We start from the raw sequence: 20,160 nt of genomic DNA, 5'->3' as shown, positions 1-20,160 counted from the left end.
CCGTGCTGCGCCGCTCGATCTACAAAACCCCCGCACAGCTGCGGGCCATGGTCGAACCCGGTCGCATCACCGCGGCCGCGCTCGATGCCGTGCGGGCCCTCGTCGCCCCCGGGGTGACGACGCTCGAACTGGATGCCGCCGCCTCCGAGGTCATTCGCTCGCGCGGGGCCGTGTCGAACTTCCAGCTCGTCCGCGGCTACCGCCACACGGTGTGCACGTCGGTGAACGAGCAGGTGGTGCACGGCATCCCGAGCGACCGCGCGCTCCAGCCCGGCGACATCGTGTCCATCGATGCCGGCGCGCAGTACCAGGGCTGGAACGGCGACTCGGCGATCACGATCGTCGTGCCCGACCCGTCGCGGCCCGACATCGTCGCGGCGCGGGAGCGCCTGTCGCGGGTGACCGAGGGGTCGCTGTGGGCGGGGATCGCGGCGCTCGCGAACGCCAAGCACATCGCTGAGATCGGTGACGCCGTGCAGAGCCACATCGAGGCGTCGGGGGAGGGCTACGGCATCCTCCGCGACTACGTCGGTCACGGCATCGGCCGCAAGATGCACGAGTCGCCGTCGGTGTTCAACTACCGCGTCGCCGACCTCGGACCCGAAGTGAAGCCGGGCCTCTGCCTGGCGATCGAGCCCATGGTGGTCGCCGGCAGCGAAGAGACGTTCGTGGAGGACGACGACTGGACCGTCTCGACCGTCGACGGCTCGGTGGGCTCTCACTGGGAGCACAGCGTCGCGATGCATGATGGTGGTATCTGGGTGCTCACGGCACCCGATGGCGGAGCTGCGGGACTGGCACCGTACGGTGTCGTCCCGCGCGAGATCGGATAGGGGACAGGTCGTGGCAGCGGCAGGGAACAAGACCAACTGGTTCGCGGTGTGGGTGAGCGCGGCGGTCGTCGTCGTACTCGTCGGCGTCGGAGCGCTGGTGTGGTGGATGAACAGCGCCGCCACGTCCCCGGGTGCAGCCCCCACCGGCTCGTCCGTCGAAGCCGAGACCGGCGCGATCGTCGTCGGTGACGGCGCGGACGAGGTCGAGCTGTGGCTGGACTTCTACTGCCCCCACTGCCAGGACTTCGAGGACCTCTACGGCCCGACGATCACCGAACTGGTCGAGTCCGACGCCATCACGCTGCGGGTGCAGCCGGTCGCGCTGGCATCGCTGAACGCGGCATCCGGAACGCGGTTCTCGGAGCGCTCCGCCAGCGCGATGTACTGCGTGGCCGAGGAGAGCGGCGACGCCGCGTACGACTTCATGACGGCGGTGTTCGCGACGCACCCCACCGGCCAGGGCCTGACCAACGACGAGCTCGCGGAGTTCGCGGCGGATGCCGGTGCGCCCGAGGCGGCCGAATGCATCGCCGACGAGACCTACGCCGACTTCGTGCTCGCGCAGGCGCAGGAGCTGCCGCAGAACGCCGACGGCTCCGCCGGGACGCCGACGCTGGTGGTCAACGGCGAGATCGTCCCGATCACCGGTGACGTCACCGCCGATCTGACCTCGCGCCTGGGCCAGTAACCTCGCGGCTCGCCGCCCCGCGGCCGTCCGCGATCGCCGCCCCGCGGCGTCCGCGAGCCCACACATCCCTCACGAGCCCACATCACCCGCACGCGCGGGTTGTGTGGGCTCGTGCCGTGAGTGTGGGCTCGTGCCGTGAGTGTGGGCTCGTGCCGTGAGTGGGCGCGCGGGGCGCGCGGGGGCGCGCGGGGGCGCGCGGGGGGGCGAGCCCACATCTTTCGTGCGGGACCACACGACCTGCGCGCGCGGGGTGTGTGGGTTCGGCGCGGGAGTGTGGGTTGGCAGCGTGGCGGGGTGGCGGGGTAGCGGTGTCGCGAGGTGGCGGCGTGACGGGGGAGGGGCGAGGCGCAGCGACTCCTCCACACGACGCGGGGAGGGCAGGCTGTCCCCGATGGCGGTGGATGCAGCCCCGAGACGGCGCAGGATGCGTCACCGTGTTCGCATGAACGTGTCTGAGGCCCGCAGCCATCTGCTCACGCGTGCTCAGCTGGAACGCTCGGGACTGTCGCCGCGGCAGCTTTCCGCGGCGGTCGCGGACGGTACGTTGCAGCGTGTGCACCGTGGCTGGTACGTGCCTGACGCGGTGTGGCGCACGGCCTACACCGAGGCGCGGCACCTCATGCGCGTCGTCGTGACGCACGAACGCCAGCGCGGGACGGAGGCGGTCTTCGCGTTCGTGTCCGCCGCGGTGCTTCACGGGCTACCGCTGCTCCGGCTGCGCCCGCAGCGCGTGCATCTCAGCGGCGCCCGAACGAACGGGCTCGTGGCCAGCGGTGACCGTTTCGTGGCCCGCCACGAGGTCGAAGTGCCAGAGCGCGATCGGGTGGTGATCGACGGCATCCCCTGCACCTCACTCTCGCGGACGGTAGCGGACGTCGTCCGGCTCGCGCCTGAGCCGGCAGCCCTCGCCGTCGCAGACGCCGCACTGCGGCTGGTGGCCTGGGATGGCAAGACCCGCACCTACGACGCGGAGGCCGACGCGGCGTTCCGCGTCGATGTCGCCACCCATCTCGCGCGCTTCCCGCGCGCCCGTGGCGTGCGACAGGCGCGGCGTGTGCTCGCATTCGCCGACGGGCGGGCCGAGTCGCCCGCCGAGACCCTGTGTCGGCTGTTCCTGCGTGAGCTCGGGTTCACGCGACTGGTTCCCCAGGTCCCCGTCCCCGCGCCTCAGGGCGGCTGGTTCTGGCTGGATCTCGGCCTGGAGGGGGTGCCGGCGTGGTTCGAGTTCGACGGCGCCGGGAAGTACACCGACCCGGCGATGCGCGGACGGCTCGACCTCCCGCAGGTGCTGCTGGCGGAGAAAGAGCGCGAGGACTGGATCCGCGCGACCACCCGACGCCCGTTGGCCCGTGCCGGGCACGCGCACCTCGCGTCGGCTGAGATGCTCGGCGAGCGGCTCGCGCGGTTCCAGATCTTCCCGGCATGACGGCAACCGGGCGGCGAGGACGGGGGCGGCGGGGCGCGCCGACACGCCCGAGTTGCCGCACGGCGACCTACCACGTATGCTTGTTCTTTGGTGCGTTGCGCCTGTTTTGGCGTGTCGCCGCACCGAATCCACCCACCGCAGACCGACCGGTCAGCAGAAGCGTAAGCGAGGCTATGGCGAAAAAAGACGGTGTCATCGAGATCGAGGGCGTCGTGTCGGAAGCTCTTCCCAACGCGATGTTCCGCGTTGAGCTCAGCAACGGACACAAGGTGCTCGCGACGATCTCGGGCAAGATGCGGCAGAACTACATCCGTATCATCCCCGAGGACCGCGTTGTCGTGGAGCTCAGCCCCTACGACCTCACGCGCGGCCGCATTGTCTACCGCTACCGCTAGACCCGCTCCCGCACGACCGCTCGAGAAGTAACACCCCGGGATGCCGACGCATCCTGCCCGGTGAAGACAGCGAACAGGAAGAATCATGAAGGTCAACCCCTCCGTCAAGCCCATCTGCGATCACTGCAAGGTGATCCGTCGCCACGGGCGCGTGATGGTCATCTGCAAGTCCAACCCGCGCCACAAGCAGCGCCAGGGTTGATCGGCGGGATGCCACGGCATCCCGTTCGCCAGACCTACAACTGAACAATTCACACGGCAGGATCAGAACCTCGCGAGAGGGGACACCTCGGGGCGGAGGCCCGGGCACCGATCCTGTTCCACACCTCCACTCACTCCTAGGAGAGTCGCATGGCACGTCTTGCCGGCGTCGACATCCCGCGCGATAAGCGCGTGATCATCGCCCTGACCTACATCTACGGCGTTGGCCGTACCCGTTCGAACGAAATCCTCGCCGCCACCGGCATCGACGGGGACATCCGCGTCAAGGACCTCACCGACGACCAGCTCGTCACGCTCCGCGATCACATCGAGGGCAACTACAAGGTGGAGGGTGACCTCCGCCGCGAGGTGGCCGCCGACATCCGCCGCAAGATCGAGATCGGCTCGTACGAGGGCGTGCGTCACCGCCGCGGCCTCCCGGTGCGCGGCCAGCGCACGAAGACCAACGCGCGTACCCGCAAGGGTCCCAAGCGCACGGTCGCCGGCAAGAAGAAGGCGCGCTAGGCCTCCGCCGGCGCCCCAGGATTTAGGGAGAACGCAGAACATGGCACAGGCCAAGAGCGCCGCGCGCAAGCCGCGTCGCAAGGAAAAGAAGAACATCGCACTGGGCCACGCCCACATCAAGTCGACGTTCAACAACACGATCGTCTCGATCACCGACCCGTCCGGCGCCGTCATCAGCTGGGCCTCGTCCGGTGGTGTGGGCTTCAAGGGCTCGCGCAAGTCGACCCCCTATGCCGCAGGCATGGCGGCGGAGTCGGCTGCACGCCAGGCTCAGGAGCACGGCGTCAAGAAGGTCGACGTCTTCGTGAAGGGTCCGGGTTCGGGCCGCGAGACCGCGATCCGCTCGCTGACGGCCGCCGGCCTCGAGGTGGGGTCCATCCAGGACGTCACCCCGCAGGCGCACAACGGCTGCCGTCCGCCCAAGCGCCGCCGCGTCTGAGCTCCGTCAGGCTCACGAGACCGGGCCTCGCCATCACGCGCGGCCCGGTCTCGGCGCCCACGAGCGCACGCTTCCCGGATGCCGCGAGGCGTGGCATCCGTCGATACAACTCAACACCTCACCACACCCACGTGTCATATAGCGGTCACGTGATCGAAAGGAACACATCGTGCTCATTGCACAGCGTCCCACTCTGACCGAGGAGAAGATCGGCGAGTTCCGCAGCCGGTTCATCATCGAGCCGCTGGAGCCCGGTTTCGGATACACGATCGGCAACGCGCTGCGTCGCAGCCTGCTGTCGTCGATCCCCGGAGCGGCCGTCACCAGCATCCGTATCGACGGCGTGCTGCACGAGTTCAGCACCATCCCCGGTGTCAAGGAGGATGTCACCGAGATCATCCTCAACATCAAGCAGCTCGTCGTTTCGAGCGAGCGCGATGAGCCCATCACGGCGTACCTGCGCAAGACGGGTGCCGGCGAGGTCACGGCAGCGGACATCTCGGCTCCGGCCGGTGTCGAGGTGCACAACCCCGAGCTGGTCATCGCGACGCTCAACGACACCGCCAAGTTCGAGCTGGAGCTGACGATCGAGCGTGGCCGCGGCTACGTCTCGGCGACCCAGAACCGCAACGAGTACGCCGAGGCCGGGGTCGTCCCCATCGACTCGATCTACTCGCCGGTGCTCAAGGTCAGCTACCGCGTCGACGCGACGCGCGCCGGTGAGCGCACCGACTTCGACAAGCTCGTGCTGGACGTCGAGACCAAGGCTTCGATGCTGCCGCGCGACGCCGTCGCTTCGGCCGGCCGCACCCTCACCGAGCTGTTCGGTCTCGCCCGCGAGCTGAACGTCGAGGCCGAGGGCATCGAGATCGGCCCCGCGCCGGTCGAGACCGTGCTGTCCAACGAGCTGTCGATGCCGATCGAGGACCTCGACCTGTCGGTGCGTTCGTACAACTGCCTCAAGCGCGAGGGCATCAACACCGTCTCGGAGCTCGTCGCCCTGTCGGAGACGCAGCTGATGAACATCCGCAACTTCGGTCAGAAGTCGGTCGACGAGGTGCGCGACAAGCTCGTCTCCCTCGGCCTGTCGCTGAAGGACTCGGTCCCCGGGTTCGACGGTGCGCACTTCTACGGCGGATACGACGACGAGAACATCTGATTCACCGGATGCCGCGACCACGGCGTAACGCCCGGTCGCGGCATCCGCACCGTTCTTCTTTTCAACTGGAGTTATAGACATGCCCAAGCCCACCAAGGGTCCCCGCCTCGGAGGCGGCCCCGCCCACGAGCGCCTGCTTCTCGCGAACCTCGCTGCCGCCCTGTTCACGCACGGCTCGATCACGACCACCGTGACAAAGGCCAAGCGCGTTCGCCCGCTGGCCGAGCGCCTCATCACCTTCGCCAAGCGCGGCGACCTGCACGCGCGCCGTCGCGTGCTGTCGGTCATCGGTGACAAGTCGGTCGTCCACACCCTCTTCACCGAGATCGCTCCCCAGGTCGCTGAGCGTGAGGGCGGCTACACCCGCATCACGAAGATCGGCAACCGCAAGGGCGACAACGCCCCCATGGCCGTCATCGAGCTCGTCCTCGAGCCCGTGACCCCGAAGGCGAAGTCGGCGAAGAAGTCGGCCGCGGCCGCTCCTGCTGCCGCTCCCGCCGAGGAGCCCACCGCCGAGGCCGAGGTCGAGGAGACCCCCGCCGCCGACGAGGCCGCCGACGCCGGCGCCGAGTCGCCGGAAGAGGGCGCCGCCGCCGAGGCAGCAGCCGAGGTCGCCGTCGAGGCGCCCGCCGAGGCCAAGTCGGAGTAATCGCTTCGTCGAGTCCGCTCGACACGCACATCGAGGCCCGCACCCGGTTCGCCGGGGGCGGGCCTCGCTGCGTCGCGGGGGCGCCTCGCTGCGTCGCAGCGGGCACGCATAGGGTGGACCGGTGAGCCAGACGACCCTCGCCGAACGCATCGGCCACGCGCCCGAGCCCCAGCTGCCGCAGCACCCGGATGCCGTGACCTGGCGCCCCGCGTCGGCGGACGACATCGACGCGATCCATGCGGTCCTCGTCGCCGCCGACCTCGTCGACCACCCGTCGTGGACGACGCCCCGCCAGGACGTGGCGGACACGTTCGAGCTGTCCCACATCGACCACGCGCGCGACACCGTGCTGGGCTTCGCGGCAGACGGGACGCCGGTCGCGGTCGGGAGCTCCTTCGTGCACCCGTCACAGGAGGTGCGCATCCAGATCGACCTGCAGGGTGGCGTCCACCCGCACTGGCGCCGCCGCGGCATCGGCAGCGCCCTGCTGGCATGGCAGCACGCCCGCGCGCTGCAGCAGCTCGCGGAGTCGGGATCGGCCCTGCCGGGCGAAGTGCGCCTGCACGCCGGTGAGCACGAGGACGACGCCGTCGCCATCGCCGAGCGCCGCGGCTTCCACGTGGACCGGTGGTTCGCGTCGATGGAACGCGACCTCGCCGCGCCCGTCCCCGAGCGCGCGACACCCGAGGGGATCACCCTGGTGCCGTACTCCGCCGACCGCGCGTCGGATTCCCTGGCTGCCCGCAACGACGCCTTCCGCGACCACTGGGGGAGCCTGCCGAGCACACCGGAGCGGTGGGAGAAGCTCGTCGGCGGGCCGTTCCTGCGTCCCGATCTGTCGACCCTCGCGCTCGACGGCGACGAGATCGTGGCATTCTGCCTGGCCTCGGTGAACGAGGACGACTGGGCCACGCTCGGGGCCTCCCATGCCTACATCGACCTCATCGGGGTCGTGCGCTCGCACCGTGGGCGGGGACTGGCTCCGCTCGTCGTCTCGCGCTCGCTCGGCCGCATGGCGGACGCGGGTCTCGAGCGCGCCGTGCTGGACGTGGACACCGAGAGCCCGACCGGCGCGAACTCGCTGTACGAGCGGCTCGGTTTCGTCGCGACCGAGCGCGACCGCGCGCTCGTGCGCCGGTACTGACACCGCGGCATCCGTGCCCGCGTGGCATCCGCGCCGGGTGGCATCCAGATCGCGTGAGAAACCACTTTCCGGCGGAGAAACCGCGCACCGCGTGGTGTCTCGGCCGAAAAGTGGTTTCTCGGCCATGGGATGCCGGGGCGGGGATACCGCGCGGCGGGGCCGGCGCGCGCGGGCTACTCGGGCGACATGAACTGGCGCGGGCCGGGGGCGTGCTCGCGCGTGGCGACACGCTCGCGGTGCGCGTCGTGGCCCGCGTTGAGCTCATCGACGGTCTCGGCGACGGCGTCGGCATACACCTCCGCGGCGGTCGGCCCCGGGTGCACGCCGTCGCCGGCGAGCAGGTCGGTGCGCCCGGCGATCGCGCCGCTCCAGTCGGCGACGGCGACGTTTCCGCGCCCGCGGGCGAAGTCGCGCAGGTCGCCGTTGACGTCGTCGATCCAGTCCCGCGGCGCGTGGGCATCCACGAGCACCAGCTGCCGCTTGGAGCCGACGATGCCGGTGATCTCCCGCAGCGACTCCCGCGAGATCGCGCCGTTGGTACCGAGGCCGATGACCACGACCGATCGCAGCGAATCGTGCTCGGCGAGGTCGCGCAGGATGTCCGGTGCCGACCACATCGAGCGCGACACGGCCGCGTCGATCGCGATGCCGGGGTAGCGCGCCAGCAGCGCGGGCGCCGAAGCGAGCATGACCGAGTCGCCCACCGCCGTGATCTGATCGCCCGTGATGGGCGGCGGGCCGTCGTCAGCGACCTCCGCGGCCTCGCCCGCGGCGCCGTCCGCCGATTCCGACGCGGGTGCGGGGGTCGGCGTGGGGGTCGCCGCCGCGGCCTCCAGCGCCGCCTGCCCGGCTTCGACCGCGGCCTCAGCGGCTGTCTCGGCGGGCGCGGATGCCACCGCAGCCGTCGTGCCACCCAGCATCAGTACGCCCAGCACCACGGCCGTCACCGCGCCGAACCGGCGCTGGGGCGAACCCGACAGTCGCGCGCGCAGCGCCCGCAGTGATCCGCCGAATCCGTGGCGGCGGATCGGCATCTCCACCCAGCGGTACGACGCGGCGGCCGCGACGAGCGACAGCACGAGGGTGAGCGCGCCGAGCCACAGCGGCGTCGCGGCATCCGGAGCACCCCCGGTGGCGGCCTGCGTGAGCAGCACCATGACCGGCCAATGCCACAGGTAGATGCCGTACGAGCGCACGCCCACCCAGCGCAGCGGCGCGACGTCGAGCGCGCGCCCGAACCACGAGCCGGTGCGGATGCCGCAGGCGATCGCCGTCACGGTGAGCAGGGAGGCCGCCACGAGCACGCCGGGATACGTCAGCGCGCCCGCCAGTGGGGGCAGGAACGCCAATCCGACGATGCCCGCCACCGCCACCGCGCCCACGACTCCCGTCGCCGTAGGCGTCGACCCACGGGTCAGCCACCGGGGCGCCGCCCCGCGCGCGGCGAAGGCGAGCGCGACGCCCAGCAGCAGGCCGAACGCGTGCGTGTCGGTGCCGAAGTACACCCGCGTCGCATCCGCCCCGCCGAGGGTCAGCGCCACCGCCCAGCCGGCGGATGCCGCCCCGAGCGCGAGGGCGGCTGCCACCCGCACCGCCCGGCGGCGGGGGAGCAGGAACAGCGGCAGCACGAGCGGCCACAGGAGGTAGAACTGCTCCTCCACCGCCAGCGACCAGAGGTTGCGGAACAGTTCCGGCGCGGTCGTGGCGAAGTAGTCGCTGCCCGTGGCGATCGACACCCAGTTGTACGAGAACGTCGCCGCTCCCGCGAGCTGCCCGCCGATCCCGACCAGCAGGTCGGCCCCCACGAGCCAGGCCGCCGTCGCGCACACCGTGACCACCAGCGCTAGCGCCGGCAACAGGCGCCGGGCGCGCCGGCGCCAGAAGTCGGCGAGGCGGATGCGACCGGCGGCGGCGTGCTCGCGCAGCAGCAGGCTCGTGATCAGGAAGCCGGAGATGACGAAGAAGACGTCGACGCCCAGGAAGCCGCTCGTGAGCCCCCACGCGGGGAACAGGTGATAGACCACGACGAGGGTCACCGCGATCGCGCGGAGACCGTCGAGACCCGCATAGTGCGGGGCGCGCGACGTCGTCAGTGCGTTCAATACAAGCTCGCAGGAGTATGGCGGGGGGGCTCTCGCGGGGCGCATCGCGCCGCCGAGGCAAGACCCGTCCAGTCTACGTCGGGGGTCCCTCACCGCCCGGCGACGGGTGGGGGTGGCGGGGTTCGGGCAGCCACCTGCACAGCGCCGACTCTGCGTCATAGGCTGGGGGCGAGCACACGGATCCGACGGAGGATGACATGAGCGAAACGATCGTTGTCGGCGTGACCGAGGCCCCCGTGACGCGGCGGGTCATCGACTGGGCGGTCAGCCGCGCGGCACACCGCCACCAGCAGATCGAGCTGGTGAGCGTGGTGGGCGGGGCCATCGGCGCCGTCGGTGAAGGCTCGGTCATGGAGACCGTGCTGGATGAGACCCAGCGGATGCTCGACGAGGAAGCCGCCCGCATCTCGGATGCCGGCGTGCACGTCACCACCCGCGTCGAGGCGGGCAACCCCGTGACGGTGCTGCAGGCCGCTTCCGCGCACGCCGCGCTGCTGGTCATCGGCAGCGACTACCGCGGCCCCGGCTCCGGTCCGGCGCGCGGCGCGCACGGCATCCGCATCGTCGCCGGCGCCGGCTGCCCCGTCGTCGTGGTGCCCGACATCGACATCCACGACCGTACCGGCGTCGTCGTCGGCGTCGACGGGTCGCCGGTCTCGGAGGGCGCCATCGCCTTCGCCGCGGCCGAAGCCGATCGCCTCCGCGAGCCCCTCATCGCGGTGTCGGTGTGGACGCCGGTCACCGCTCCCCGCAACTCCGCGATGGTCTACCCCGAGCTGTACCTGACGAACATGCAGCGCACCGCCGAGGAGAACCTCGCCCTGTCGCTGGCGGGGCTGCGCGCGCAGTACCCCGACCTCGTGATCGACGAGCGCGCCGTCAAGGGCTACCCCTCCACGGTGATCAACGAGCTCGCCGCCGACGCCAAGCTCGCCGTCATCGGCACGCACGGACGCAATGCCGTGGCGCGGTTCCTGCTCGGGTCGATCAGCCACGAAGTGCTGCAACGGGTCGCGACCGTCACGGTCGTCACGCGCTGACACCGCGCCGACGCACCCGGATTCCCGCGGCCGGCTGAGTAGGCTTGCGGGGTGCGCATCCGCCTCGACATCGCCTACGACGGTACGCATTTCCGCGGCTGGGCCCGTCAGCCGGGTCTGCGCACGGTGCAAGGCACGATCGAGGATGCCGTCACGCGCATCCTCGGCGGCTCGCCCCGACTCGTGGTGGCAGGCCGCACGGATGCCGGTGTGCACGCGAGTGGACAGGTGGCCCACCTCGACCTCGACGACGATCAGGTCGCGCGGCTGCGCGCCCGCCGCCCGCGTCGTCGGGACCGCGAGGCGGGACCGGATGCCGCCGACGCGGCCCCCGACGCCGGTGACGCCGTCGCGGCCCTCGCCGGCCGTATCGCGGGCGTGCTGGGGCAGTACCCCGACGTCGTCGTGAGCCGCACGAGCACCGCCCCCGAGGGCTTCGACGCCCGCTTCTCGGCCACGAGCCGCCGCTACGAGTACCGCATCGCCGACACCGAGACGGGCTACGACCCGCTCGAGCGGCACCGCACGACGACGGTGCGGGCGAGCCTCGATGTGGCGGCGATGGATGCCGCCGCCCGCTCGCTCATCGGACTCCACGACTTCGCGGCCTACTGCAAGCCCCGCGACGAGGCCACCACCATCCGCACGCTGCTGGAGTTCGACTGGCGGCGCGACGCGCAGCGCACCGTCGTCGCGCACGTCCGCGCCGACGCGTTCTGCCACAGCATGGTGCGCGCCCTCGTGGGGGCATGCGTCGCCGTGGGGGAGGGGCGGCTTGCTCCCCGCGACGTCGTCGACCTGCGTGACGAGGGGGTGCGCACGAGCGAGTTCAAGGTGCTCGCCGCGCGCGGACTCACCCTGACCGAGGTCGGCTACCCGGCCGACGACCTGCTCGCCGCACGCGCCGTGCAGACCCGCAACCGCCGCGACGCCGAGTAGCGCCGGCGCATATCCTCCCAGCGGGCGCACGCGCAACCTCCACCCGGACACCAGGGTGCGGGCATACGCTGAAGTCACCATGAGGGTGATCTCCTACAACCTCCGCAAGCACCGGGCCGCCGGCGAGCTGACCGACCTCGTCGAGAAGCACGGTGCCGATGTCCTCTGCCTGCAGGAGGCCGTCACCGCCGGCATCCCCGATCAGATCGGCGGACTGCAGCTGGCCGGCGCCACGCATCGCAATCGGCTGGGCCTGGCGGTCTACTACCGGGCCAACACCTACCGCGCCCTGGAGGCACGGGCGATGTCGCTGAAGAAGTCGCTGCACGACCGCGTGCTCAAGCCCGCAGAGGAGCGGATGCTGGGCGTGCGCCTGCGCGACATCGACAACAACCGCGAGGTGATCGTCGCCTCGTTCCACGCGGCCCCGCTCACGGCGCTCAACTCCCTCCGCCGCCACCAGATCAAGACCGCACTGACCGAGCTCGCCGACCTCGGGGAAGGGCTGCCGATCCTGATGGTCGGCGACTACAACTACCCGGTGTTCAAGGAGAGCCTCGGGCAGAAGGTGCGTGCTCAGGGGTACGAGCTGACGCTGAGCGATGCGCGCACCTACACGCGCTACAAGTTCTTCCGCGGCCACTACGACTTCGCGACGTCGGTCGGCTTCGACATCGAGCGGGTCAAGACCCTCCCGCAGGGGCTGAGCGACCACCTGCCGATCCTCGTCACGGCGGAGCCGTCGGTGATGCGCGCGACCAAGGGCGCGGCGTAGCGTTCGAGCGGCGTCGCGGGTTCGAACGCGGATCGGGTGCTGCAGCCGGCCGGACCCCCCAGCTCACGGCCGGCTGACAGCTACCCCCCGTGTGGCAATCCCCCAATCGCCACTCCGTCATTGAATCCGGCGCCTTCGGGCGCTTGCGCGTCTTGCGCGAAACCTGAGGGAGAACTGCGGTTACCGGTTTCCGCGCGACACGGCGCCGACAGGGCACGGTGGGGCGGGCACCTAGACTGGCGATGAGCCGCAACAGGAGGAAATGGCATGCGACGAGTCGGCATTCGTGCGATGGCGGTGACGGCATCCGCCGCATTGGCGCTGGTCGCGCTCACCGCCTGCGGCCCCGCCCCCTGGACCGAAGCTGAAGATGAGCCAAAGGCCAGCAGCGCGGCACCGGTGGCGCCTCCCGTCTCCAACGACCTCTCCGGAGGCAGCACGCAGCGCGAGCTGCAGGCGGGCGCCGTGGCAGCGACCGTCGACTACTGGTCGGACCTGTCGATGGACCGCTGGACCGCGGACGCGCTGAAGCCCGTCAGCATGTCGATGGTCACCACGGTGACCCCCGACGACGGCCAGAAGGTCTATCTGCAGAAGGCCACCATGCTCGCCGTGCCCGGCAATGCCACCGAGACCTTCGAGCCCCTCGAGACCCAGACGGATGCCGCCACGGTGAGCCCCGGGTACCTCGTGTTGAGCCCGTACAGCTACTCGCAGACCTTCACGGTGGGCACCGTCCCCGCCGAGGCCACTTTCGTCGAGGTGCAGTTCCGCTACGACTTCCTCGTGCAGACGACGCCGACCTCCACGGAATTCGCCAAGCAGACCGCCACGGACACCCTGGTGGTCGCGATCGCGGCATCCCCGGCAGCCGACGACTGACGCCCTGCGCGACGCGCGGGGCGGGGCGTCGAGGGCCCCGCAAACGTCGCCGCAAGAAACCCCCAAGGAACCGCCAAGGCCCCCGGAATCGGCCGGTTCACCCCGGTACCGCGCTCATAGACTTCAGGCGTCGCCATCCCAGAAGCGCCCTCCGGCCGAGGCGGCATTCCGTTTGCGCGTTCGTGCGCCTCCTCGCGAAACCCGGTAGCCCCATGTCTGTTTCCCGCTCGTCCCGTCGCGCCCGCCTGCTGGCAGGTGCCGCGATCATCGCTGCTGCGACCCTGCCCCTGACCGGTTGCGCACAGCTCTTCGACGCGTTCAACGGCGCCTCCGCCGGCGCCGCCGAGCGTGTGCCCGAGCCGGTGGAGACGACCGCCGCACCGGCGATGGAGTTCGACTCGCAGTTCACCTACGACGGCTCGGTCTCGCTGTCGTCCGAGGTCGCCGACGGGCTCGAGGTGCGCCTGGACATCTGGGCAGCCGACCCCAAGCGCACCCACGAGTGGATGCCGATGGGGGAGAAGACCTTCGGCTTCGCCGTCAACGTGCACGACAGCCGGGTGGACGAGAAGGCCGTGCTCACGCAGAAGCGCCGCGTCTACATCTCGCAGATCGCGATCACCTCGCAGACCGCGCAGACCGGCGGCCAGGTCTCCACGCCCTTCCAGTTCGCCGCTGACCCCCGCACGCTGGTGCCGACCGACACGCTGCGCTCCGAGCGCGGGCTGCTGCTGAACAGCTTCCAGGGCGGCCTGCACGTGCCCGAGACGACGATTCACCAGCTGCCGCCGGACACGTTCGGGGTGACCCTGCAGTTCCAGCTGACGATCTGGGTCGAGGGCACCGCCAACGACGACGCGTCGTTCGGGCAGCAGACCGTCTACCACCAGCTGCCGATCGCCATCTTCCCGCAGGCCGACGCCGACGAGGCCGGCACCGAGTCCGAGGAGCAGGCACCGTGACCTCGTCCTTCCCGCACGACGCGGCATCCACCGACCTCGCCCCCGCTCCCGGGTTCGCCGACGACTTCGCATCGGTGCTCGAGAACTCCACCGGACACCGGTCGACGATCGGCTGTGTCATCCCCGCCTACAACGAGGAGGAGTCGATCGGCGCCGTCATCCAGGGGCTGCTCGACCAGACCCGCGTGCCGGATGTCATCCACGTGGTGGTCAACAACACCTCGGATGCCACCGTCAAGATCGCCTCGGAGTACAGCGGGCCGCACGAGATCACGACCGCCCTCGGCGAGCAGTTCACCGAGGTGTTCGTGCACGACATCGGCAAGAACCCCGACAAGAAGGTCGGCGCGCTCAACTACGGGTACGCGCTGGTCGAGGGCTACGACTACCTGCTGGGCGTCGACGGTGACACCATCGCCGATCCGCGCGCGGTGGAGTACCTCGAGATCGAAGCCGTCTCGGACTCGCGCATCGGCGGCATCTCGGCGATCTACTCGATCGACGACCGTCCGATCAAGGGCCTCATCGGCAAGTTCCTCATCGCCGGTCAGCGCACCCAGTTCGCCGCGTTCAACCTGCAGAACCTGCTGCGCGGGCGCAACATGGCCGTGCTCGGCGGGCAGTTCTCGATCTTCTCCACCACCGCGCTGCGTGAGGTGATGAAGGAGAACCGGCAGTCGACCCCGTGGGTGAAGGACAGTGAGGTCGAAGACTCGCTGCTGTCGCTGCAGATCAAGAGCGCCGGGTACCTCACCAAGATCAGCCCTTACGCGCGCGCCGACGTCGGCGGCATGACGACGCTCCGCGGCTACGACGCGCAGCAGGTCAAGTGGACGTACGGCTCCATCGAGCTGATGTGGCCCGGCCAGCGCGGTGACACCAAGGGGCAGCCGTTCCACCCCAACCTGCGCCTGCGCTGGTGGGAGAACTTCGGCATGCTCACGAACCTCTTCGTGCGCGTGGCGTTCCTCACATTGCTGGCGGGATCGCTGTCGATCGGCGCGTTCGTCTTCTCGCCGCTGTGGCTCATCCCGCCCGTCGTGGCGGTGCTGCTGAACCTGCGCATCGCCTACACGATGCAGAACCGCAACAGCCGCGACATCGCGTTCGCCGGTCTCATGGCCCCCGCGGAGATCTTCATGTGGATCCGCATCAGTCACTTCCTGCGCTCGTGGACCCGGTTCCTCTCACGCAAGAAGGTCGACAACTGGGCGATGCAGGCCAAGGCCGAGCGCGGCGGCGGGTCGGCGCACTGGATGCCGCTCGTGCTGCTGGTCGTGGTGATCGTGGCCATGAGCGTCATCTGGATGATGCTCGGACCGGTGGTGCAGTCGACGATCCTCTGGATCGGCTGGCCTGTCGTGGGCGTCGTGACGGTGCTGCAGACCCTCACGATGGTGTTCAAGCTGCTGCGTCGCCACCAGGGCTACAAGGTCTGACTAGGCCGCGACCTCGGACGTCATCCGGTAGCCGACCCCGCGCACCGTCTCGATGTAGCGGGGGTTGGCGGGATTGTCGCCGAGCTTGCGGCGGAGGTTGGTCATGTGCGCTTCGATGGCACGCTTGTCGGCCTCGCCGACGAAGTAGCTCGTGACGTAGGACTCGCCGCGCAGCACGAGCGTCAGGTCGGCCTTGCTGCGCACGCGCCGCTTGGACTCCATGAGGGTGGAGAGCAGGTCGAACTCGGTGCGGGTGAGGTCCAGCTCGACGCCCGCGGCCACGACGATGCGGCTCTCGGGGTCGAGCTCGAGGTCGCGGTGGCTGAGCGCGGCCGGGCCGAGACCGGCGTGCGGCAGCAGCGGGGACTCGGCGGGGACGACGGCCGACGGCGACAGCACGATCGTCTTCGAGCCCGCGTCGGCGGGGGAGACCGGACCGGAGACGTACTCGACCGGCGTCGGCGCCGGTGCGGGCTCCGTCGCGGGACGTGTGACGGGGATGGCAGCGGTCGCGGGCCGGGCGCCCGGGAACGACGGGCCCACCTGGTCCTGGCGGGGCGTGCCCGGGGAGGCGGATGCCAGGCGCGGGCGCCGCAGCAGCGCTTCGATGCGCGCGCGCAGTTCACGCGGCCGGAACGGCTTGTTGATGTACTCGTCGGCACCCGAGCCGAAGCCCAGCACCACGTCGGCCTCGTCCTCGAGCCCGGTGAGCATGATGATGTAGGTGTCGCTCTTGGCCCGGATACGACGGGCGGCTTCGAAGCCGTCGATGCCGGGCATGGTCACGTCGAGTGTCGTGATGAGGGGCTGATACGACAGCACCGCCTGGACACCGTCGATGCCGTTGCCGACGGAAACGGTCGAGAATCCCATGGCCTCCAGCACTTCGGACAGGAGGTGGCGGATATCGGGATCGTCTTCGACGATCACCGCCGTCTTCGGGGGGCTGGTGGAGTCAGTCATGTGAACGCAAACCTCGGGGGGACGGGGTGATCTGGTCCTCAGACTACACACGCCCGAGACACGTCAACGCACGGCGCGGGTCAGCTCGATCGCGGCATCCGGCCACCAGCTGCCCGCGGCCGGTCCACCGTTGCAGGGACCGTCGCTCTCACCCGGGGGTTTGATCCACAGGTTGGTGTCGACGACCTCGTCGCCGAAGGTGCCGCCGGGCTCGCCGATGAGGCGGTCGCGGGCGTTGCACCAGACCCCGTTGCCGCCCGCGCCGCTGCGCGATGTGTCGATGACCGCGTGGCCGCCGCCGAGTGCCGCGGCCACGGCGTGGGCGTAGTCGAACTCGGATGCCGCGTGGTTGTAGTTCGAGACGTTGGTGGCGAAGCCGCGCACGCGATCGAGCAGTCCGGTCTGGGCGATGATGTCGGCCATGGTGGCCGGCTCATGCCACGTGGAGTGGCCGCCGTCGAGGTAGATCCACGCGTCCGACCCCGACAGCGCGTCGACGGCGGTCGTCAGCTGGCGGGTGCGGTCGGCGAGATTGCCGCACTCGGGCGCGAGGGCGAGGCTGTCGGGCTCGAGCACCACGATGCGCTGCACGTCGCGCGCGTTGTCCAGCGCCTTGCCGATCTCGCCGGTCCACGTGGCGTAGTCGGCCTCGTCGAGGCCGCCGGCGGAGAAGTTGCCGCAATCACGCCCGGGGAGGCCGTAGACGACGACCGCGAGGGTCGCGTCCTGCTCGCGCGCCTCGACGGCGAGGTGGGCGATGCGGCCCCACACCTCTCCTATGGGGTCGCGCTCCGGCGTCAGCCAGTACGCCGTCGGCTGCTCGGCGAGATAGGCGGCGGCGGCGCGGGCCTCGTCGGGTGCGCCGGTGTCGGCGGCCGCGCGCGCCGCCGTGGACCCGGAGGCGACGACCAGGGTCGTGTCCACCGCGGGCGGCTGCAGCATCATCGTCTGCACCGTGCGGGTGATGAGCGTGGCGACCGCGATGAGCGCGGCCAGCGCGACGACTCCGGCGATCGCGAGGAGGGCGACGGCGAGGCGTCGGGGGAGCGGGCGCCGGGGACCGCGGGCGCGGCGCTGACGGTTCACGGCAGGTGCGGGCACAGGCGACGATATCCCGGCGGGCGCACCGGGACCAATTCGTTCGGTCAGTCGTGGCTGCGAGCTCGTCGCGCGACGGAGGCCACGGTGATCGCGGCGCCCGCGAGCAGGAGTGCACCGCCGCCGAGCCACAGTCCGACCAGCTGGGTGGCGTCGCCGCCGGTGGTGGGGAGTGCGCCACTGGCGGAGCGGATGGTGGTGCTGCCGGCGCCACCGGGAGAGGACGCCGAGATGGCGGCGATGTTGTACACGCCGCTGGCGTCGATCGGCAACGTGATGTCAACCGGGTCGAGGGCGCCCGTGGCAGACGAAGTGCGCGTGGTGCTGCCGGTGGAAAGGGCGAACTTGACGAACGCGGGGCCGAATGTGGACCCCACGCCGTTCTCACCCGTGATGGTGATCGTGACCGTCTCGTTGGCGCTGAACGTGCCGTCGGCGCACCGGAAGTCGATGGTCTCGCCGGCGGCCGCAGTCGCGACGGAGACCGCGCAGGCATCGGCGGGTGGGTAGATGGCGGAGGCGCTCGCCGCAGCAGGAAGTGCCAGCGCCGCGCCGGCCGCAAGTACGGATATCGCGATGGTCTGGGTCAATCGACGCGTCATGGCTCCCCCTGTGCCGTGCGGGTCATGCCGACTCCCCTGCCGGCATCCCCGGAGGCTGTGCTGCGACCCGGATACGTCGCAGACGGTGCCTCAGCACAGACTCTAGGGGCTGACGCAGTCGGAGACAATCGTCGCGGGGATATCCGCCGAGATCGTGGGCGTGATCTCTGCGATGAGCGTGCGCGCCGACGGCGCGACGGTGCGCACCGAGACCGTCGCCGTGACGGAGTCACCCGGTGCGAGGTCGGCGCTGAAAGTGAGCACCTGGCGGCCGTCGTGATAGCCGCCGCCGAAGCCGCGGTCGATCGACAGAATGGCTTGGGTGAGCTCGAACCCCTCCGGCAGGTAGAGGTAGGCGACTGTCCTCGCCACTCCCGCGGCCACACCGTAGACGCCCCCTCCGGTGACGTGGCGGGGGAGCGAGGTCGCGGCATCAGGCGGAGCGGTACTGGTGAGGGTGAGGGTGAGGGTCGCGCCCCCGGTGGCACGATCGTCCTCGCCTGCGACGCAGGCGTCCCAGGTCAGCGAGGTGTCGGCGCTCACGTAGTAGTCCATCTTCGAGCCGGTGCCGTCGTTGAGATACACCCCGAACCGGCTGGCTTCGGCGTCGGTCACCGGCAGCCCGCCCGCGAGGGATGTTTCTGCCAGCACCGCCTGATCCTCCGCGACGGCGCTCCACAGCAACAGCCGCCGCTCGTCTCCGGCGCGGCCGAGCGCGGCGACCATCGCGGCAGGGTCGCCGGCACCGCGAGCGAGTGTGTCGAAGACGGACGCCGCGGCGGCGGCGAAGAAGGCGTCCTGATCGCGGGGTCGCTCGTAACGCTGGTAGACGTCCTGAAGGAGCAGCTGTACTGCGTTGTCCGCCGTGAGCTCGTCGCCGGTGGGCAGCATGACAGGGCCCGTGGCCTCGAGCAGGTACGACAGCGCGACGGGATCCATCGCGATGACGCCATCGACCTCCTGCCCCGTTTCGCGCAGCCACATCTCCTTGGCCAGCGGGCCCGTGACGGCGAAGTCCGGCACCTGCGTGACGTTCTGCAGCCACCGCCCGGGGCGCGGACCGTACAGCGCGAGCAGCTCGTCCGACAACGGCAGCACGGCATCCTCGTAGCGGGGGAAGTCGGTCGCGGATGCCTGTGCGGTCAGCTGCATGGTGCCGTCGACGGTGTGCACGACGGCGAGCGCGCCGACGATGCCGCCCAACGAGCGCCACTCCGCGTTGTTCTGGAAGACGATCAGATAGTCGCGCTCGCCCTCGGCGCCGAGCATGGGCGGCAGCAGCACACTGGCGCGGGCGAGGGCATCGGTCGCGGTGGCGCTAGCGCGCAGCAGCTCGGAGACCTCGGCGACGGCGTCGCGCACCGGGGCGAGCAGCGCGCCCCCGTCGATGGCGCCCACGGATGCCGCCGCGGCGGCGACCTGATCGGCACCGGCACGGGCGGGCTCGGCGATGGAATCGAACACGGCGGTCTCGATGCGGCCTCCGCTGGGGCGCAGCGAATCGAGCGAGAAGGCGGTGGCGACCTCGGCGAGCGGGGTGAGGGCGCCGCCGACGACATCGTCTGCGGCGGCCGCGATGGTCGACACCGCAGCCAGCTGCGGCCCCGCCCACGGCAGATGCTCGGCCGCCCGCCACACCGGATCGGATGTCAGCTCACGCGCGGCGGAGGTCTCACGCGACAGTTCTTCGACGAGGCCGGCCGCCCGGGCCGGGTCGTGGAGACTGTCCACCGTCTCGCCCACGGTGGCCTGAGCGGTGCGCAGGTGCGCTTGTGCCGAAGCGGCCCGCACCCCGACCCAGACGCCGGCGACGATGAACGCCAGCAGTACGGCGCCGAGCATGCTCGCGAAGACGATGCCCGCGACGCGCGCGGAGCGGGGCAGCACTGCGGCACTCAC

General features: G+C 70.6%; 21 protein-coding genes. 16 read left to right on the top strand and 5 right to left on the bottom strand.

The features are described 5' to 3' along the window. The first annotated feature begins 2 nt into the window (after positions 1-2). From map to ACFVR6_RS10580, 10 genes are all read left to right on the top strand, one after another. Positions 3-833 (top strand): type I methionyl aminopeptidase, encoded by an 831-nt coding sequence (map, locus tag ACFVR6_RS10625; protein ID WP_386962450.1) that lies wholly within the window; start codon positions 3-5, stop codon positions 831-833. A 10-nt stretch (positions 834-843) separates the two neighbouring features. Next, the gene (locus ACFVR6_RS10620) at positions 844-1,521 is read left to right on the top strand and encodes a DsbA family protein (protein WP_386962447.1); all 678 of its coding nucleotides are present in this window, start codon (positions 844-846) and stop codon (positions 1,519-1,521) included. A gap of 442 nt (positions 1,522-1,963) precedes the next feature. Beyond that, positions 1,964-2,947: a type IV toxin-antitoxin system AbiEi family antitoxin domain-containing protein gene (locus ACFVR6_RS10615; protein ID WP_386962443.1), complete on the top strand. Its 984-nt coding sequence runs from the start codon at positions 1,964-1,966 to the stop codon at positions 2,945-2,947. Between the two features lie 173 nt (positions 2,948-3,120). Then, on the top strand, positions 3,121-3,342 hold the full coding sequence (gene infA, locus ACFVR6_RS10610) for a translation initiation factor IF-1 (RefSeq protein WP_018171468.1): 222 nt from the start codon (positions 3,121-3,123) through the stop codon (positions 3,340-3,342). A gap of 85 nt (positions 3,343-3,427) precedes the next feature. Then, a complete protein-coding gene (rpmJ, locus tag ACFVR6_RS10605) occupies positions 3,428-3,544 on the top strand; it encodes a 50S ribosomal protein L36 (RefSeq protein WP_005050492.1) in 117 nt (38 codons plus the stop codon). Positions 3,545-3,693: 149 nt separating this feature from the next. Then, the gene (gene rpsM, locus ACFVR6_RS10600; RefSeq protein WP_386962438.1) at positions 3,694-4,068 is read left to right on the top strand and encodes a 30S ribosomal protein S13; all 375 of its coding nucleotides are present in this window, start codon (positions 3,694-3,696) and stop codon (positions 4,066-4,068) included. A gap of 40 nt (positions 4,069-4,108) precedes the next feature. Next, positions 4,109-4,507, top strand: coding sequence for a 30S ribosomal protein S11 (rpsK, locus tag ACFVR6_RS10595; protein ID WP_023954078.1), 399 nt, complete (start codon positions 4,109-4,111; stop codon positions 4,505-4,507). A gap of 169 nt (positions 4,508-4,676) precedes the next feature. Beyond that, positions 4,677-5,666, top strand: a complete 990-nt coding sequence (locus ACFVR6_RS10590; RefSeq protein WP_386962433.1) for a DNA-directed RNA polymerase subunit alpha — start codon at positions 4,677-4,679, stop codon at positions 5,664-5,666. A 79-nt stretch (positions 5,667-5,745) separates the two neighbouring features. After that, positions 5,746-6,315: a 50S ribosomal protein L17 gene (gene rplQ / locus ACFVR6_RS10585; RefSeq protein ID WP_386962430.1), complete on the top strand. Its 570-nt coding sequence runs from the start codon at positions 5,746-5,748 to the stop codon at positions 6,313-6,315. A gap of 121 nt (positions 6,316-6,436) precedes the next feature. Continuing rightward, on the top strand, positions 6,437-7,459 hold the full coding sequence (locus ACFVR6_RS10580) for a GNAT family N-acetyltransferase (protein ID WP_386962427.1): 1,023 nt from the start codon (positions 6,437-6,439) through the stop codon (positions 7,457-7,459). A gap of 173 nt (positions 7,460-7,632) precedes the next feature. On the opposite strand, the gene ACFVR6_RS10575 is transcribed toward ACFVR6_RS10580, so the two are convergent. Further along, complete coding sequence (locus ACFVR6_RS10575; RefSeq protein WP_386962424.1) at positions 7,633-9,561, bottom strand: acyltransferase family protein; 1,929 nt, start codon at positions 9,559-9,561, stop codon at positions 7,633-7,635. A 197-nt stretch (positions 9,562-9,758) separates the two neighbouring features. On the opposite strand from ACFVR6_RS10575, the gene ACFVR6_RS10570 reads away from it, so the two are divergent. The 6 genes from ACFVR6_RS10570 (at position 9,759) to ACFVR6_RS10545 (ending at position 15,598) form a co-directional block, all read left to right on the top strand. Beyond that, a complete protein-coding gene (locus ACFVR6_RS10570) occupies positions 9,759-10,601 on the top strand; it encodes a universal stress protein (protein ID WP_386962422.1) in 843 nt (280 codons plus the stop codon). 51 nt (positions 10,602-10,652) lie between these two features. Continuing rightward, complete coding sequence (gene truA, locus ACFVR6_RS10565) at positions 10,653-11,540, top strand: tRNA pseudouridine(38-40) synthase TruA (protein WP_386962419.1); 888 nt, start codon at positions 10,653-10,655, stop codon at positions 11,538-11,540. A gap of 79 nt (positions 11,541-11,619) precedes the next feature. After that, on the top strand, positions 11,620-12,315 hold the full coding sequence (locus tag ACFVR6_RS10560) for an endonuclease/exonuclease/phosphatase family protein (RefSeq protein ID WP_386962416.1): 696 nt from the start codon (positions 11,620-11,622) through the stop codon (positions 12,313-12,315). 267 nt (positions 12,316-12,582) lie between these two features. Beyond that, positions 12,583-13,197 carry a hypothetical protein gene (locus ACFVR6_RS10555; RefSeq protein WP_386962414.1) on the top strand — a complete coding sequence of 205 codons (615 nt, stop codon included), beginning with the start codon at positions 12,583-12,585 and terminating at the stop codon, positions 13,195-13,197. A 212-nt stretch (positions 13,198-13,409) separates the two neighbouring features. After that, positions 13,410-14,159 (top strand): fructose 1,6-bisphosphatase, encoded by a 750-nt coding sequence (locus ACFVR6_RS10550; RefSeq protein WP_386962412.1) that lies wholly within the window; start codon positions 13,410-13,412, stop codon positions 14,157-14,159. Beyond that, positions 14,156-15,598, top strand: coding sequence for a glycosyltransferase family 2 protein (locus tag ACFVR6_RS10545; RefSeq protein WP_386962409.1), 1,443 nt, complete (start codon positions 14,156-14,158; stop codon positions 15,596-15,598). Before ACFVR6_RS10550 ends, ACFVR6_RS10545 begins: the two co-directional genes overlap by 4 nt. On the opposite strand, the gene ACFVR6_RS10540 is transcribed toward ACFVR6_RS10545, so the two are convergent. The 4 genes from ACFVR6_RS10540 to ACFVR6_RS10525 all read right to left on the bottom strand — a co-directional run bounded on the left by ACFVR6_RS10540 (position 15,599) and on the right by ACFVR6_RS10525 (position 20,160). Then, positions 15,599-16,561: a response regulator transcription factor gene (locus tag ACFVR6_RS10540; protein WP_386962406.1), complete on the bottom strand. Its 963-nt coding sequence runs from the start codon at positions 16,559-16,561 to the stop codon at positions 15,599-15,601. Positions 16,562-16,624: 63 nt separating this feature from the next. After that, complete coding sequence (locus ACFVR6_RS10535; protein WP_386962403.1) at positions 16,625-17,662, bottom strand: glycoside hydrolase family 6 protein; 1,038 nt, start codon at positions 17,660-17,662, stop codon at positions 16,625-16,627. Positions 17,663-17,706: 44 nt separating this feature from the next. Continuing rightward, on the bottom strand, positions 17,707-18,261 hold the full coding sequence (locus tag ACFVR6_RS10530; protein WP_386962400.1) for a cell wall protein: 555 nt from the start codon (positions 18,259-18,261) through the stop codon (positions 17,707-17,709). A 102-nt stretch (positions 18,262-18,363) separates the two neighbouring features. After that, on the bottom strand, positions 18,364-20,160 hold the full coding sequence (locus tag ACFVR6_RS10525; RefSeq protein WP_386962397.1) for a DUF4012 domain-containing protein: 1,797 nt from the start codon (positions 20,158-20,160) through the stop codon (positions 18,364-18,366).

The sequence above is a fragment of the Microbacterium sp. NPDC058021 genome, from assembly GCF_042885955.1.
Lineage (GTDB): Bacteria > Actinomycetota > Actinomycetes > Actinomycetales > Microbacteriaceae > Microbacterium.
The sequence above is the reverse complement of the archived record's forward strand: the minus strand, read 5'-3'. Positions and strand labels throughout refer to the sequence as shown.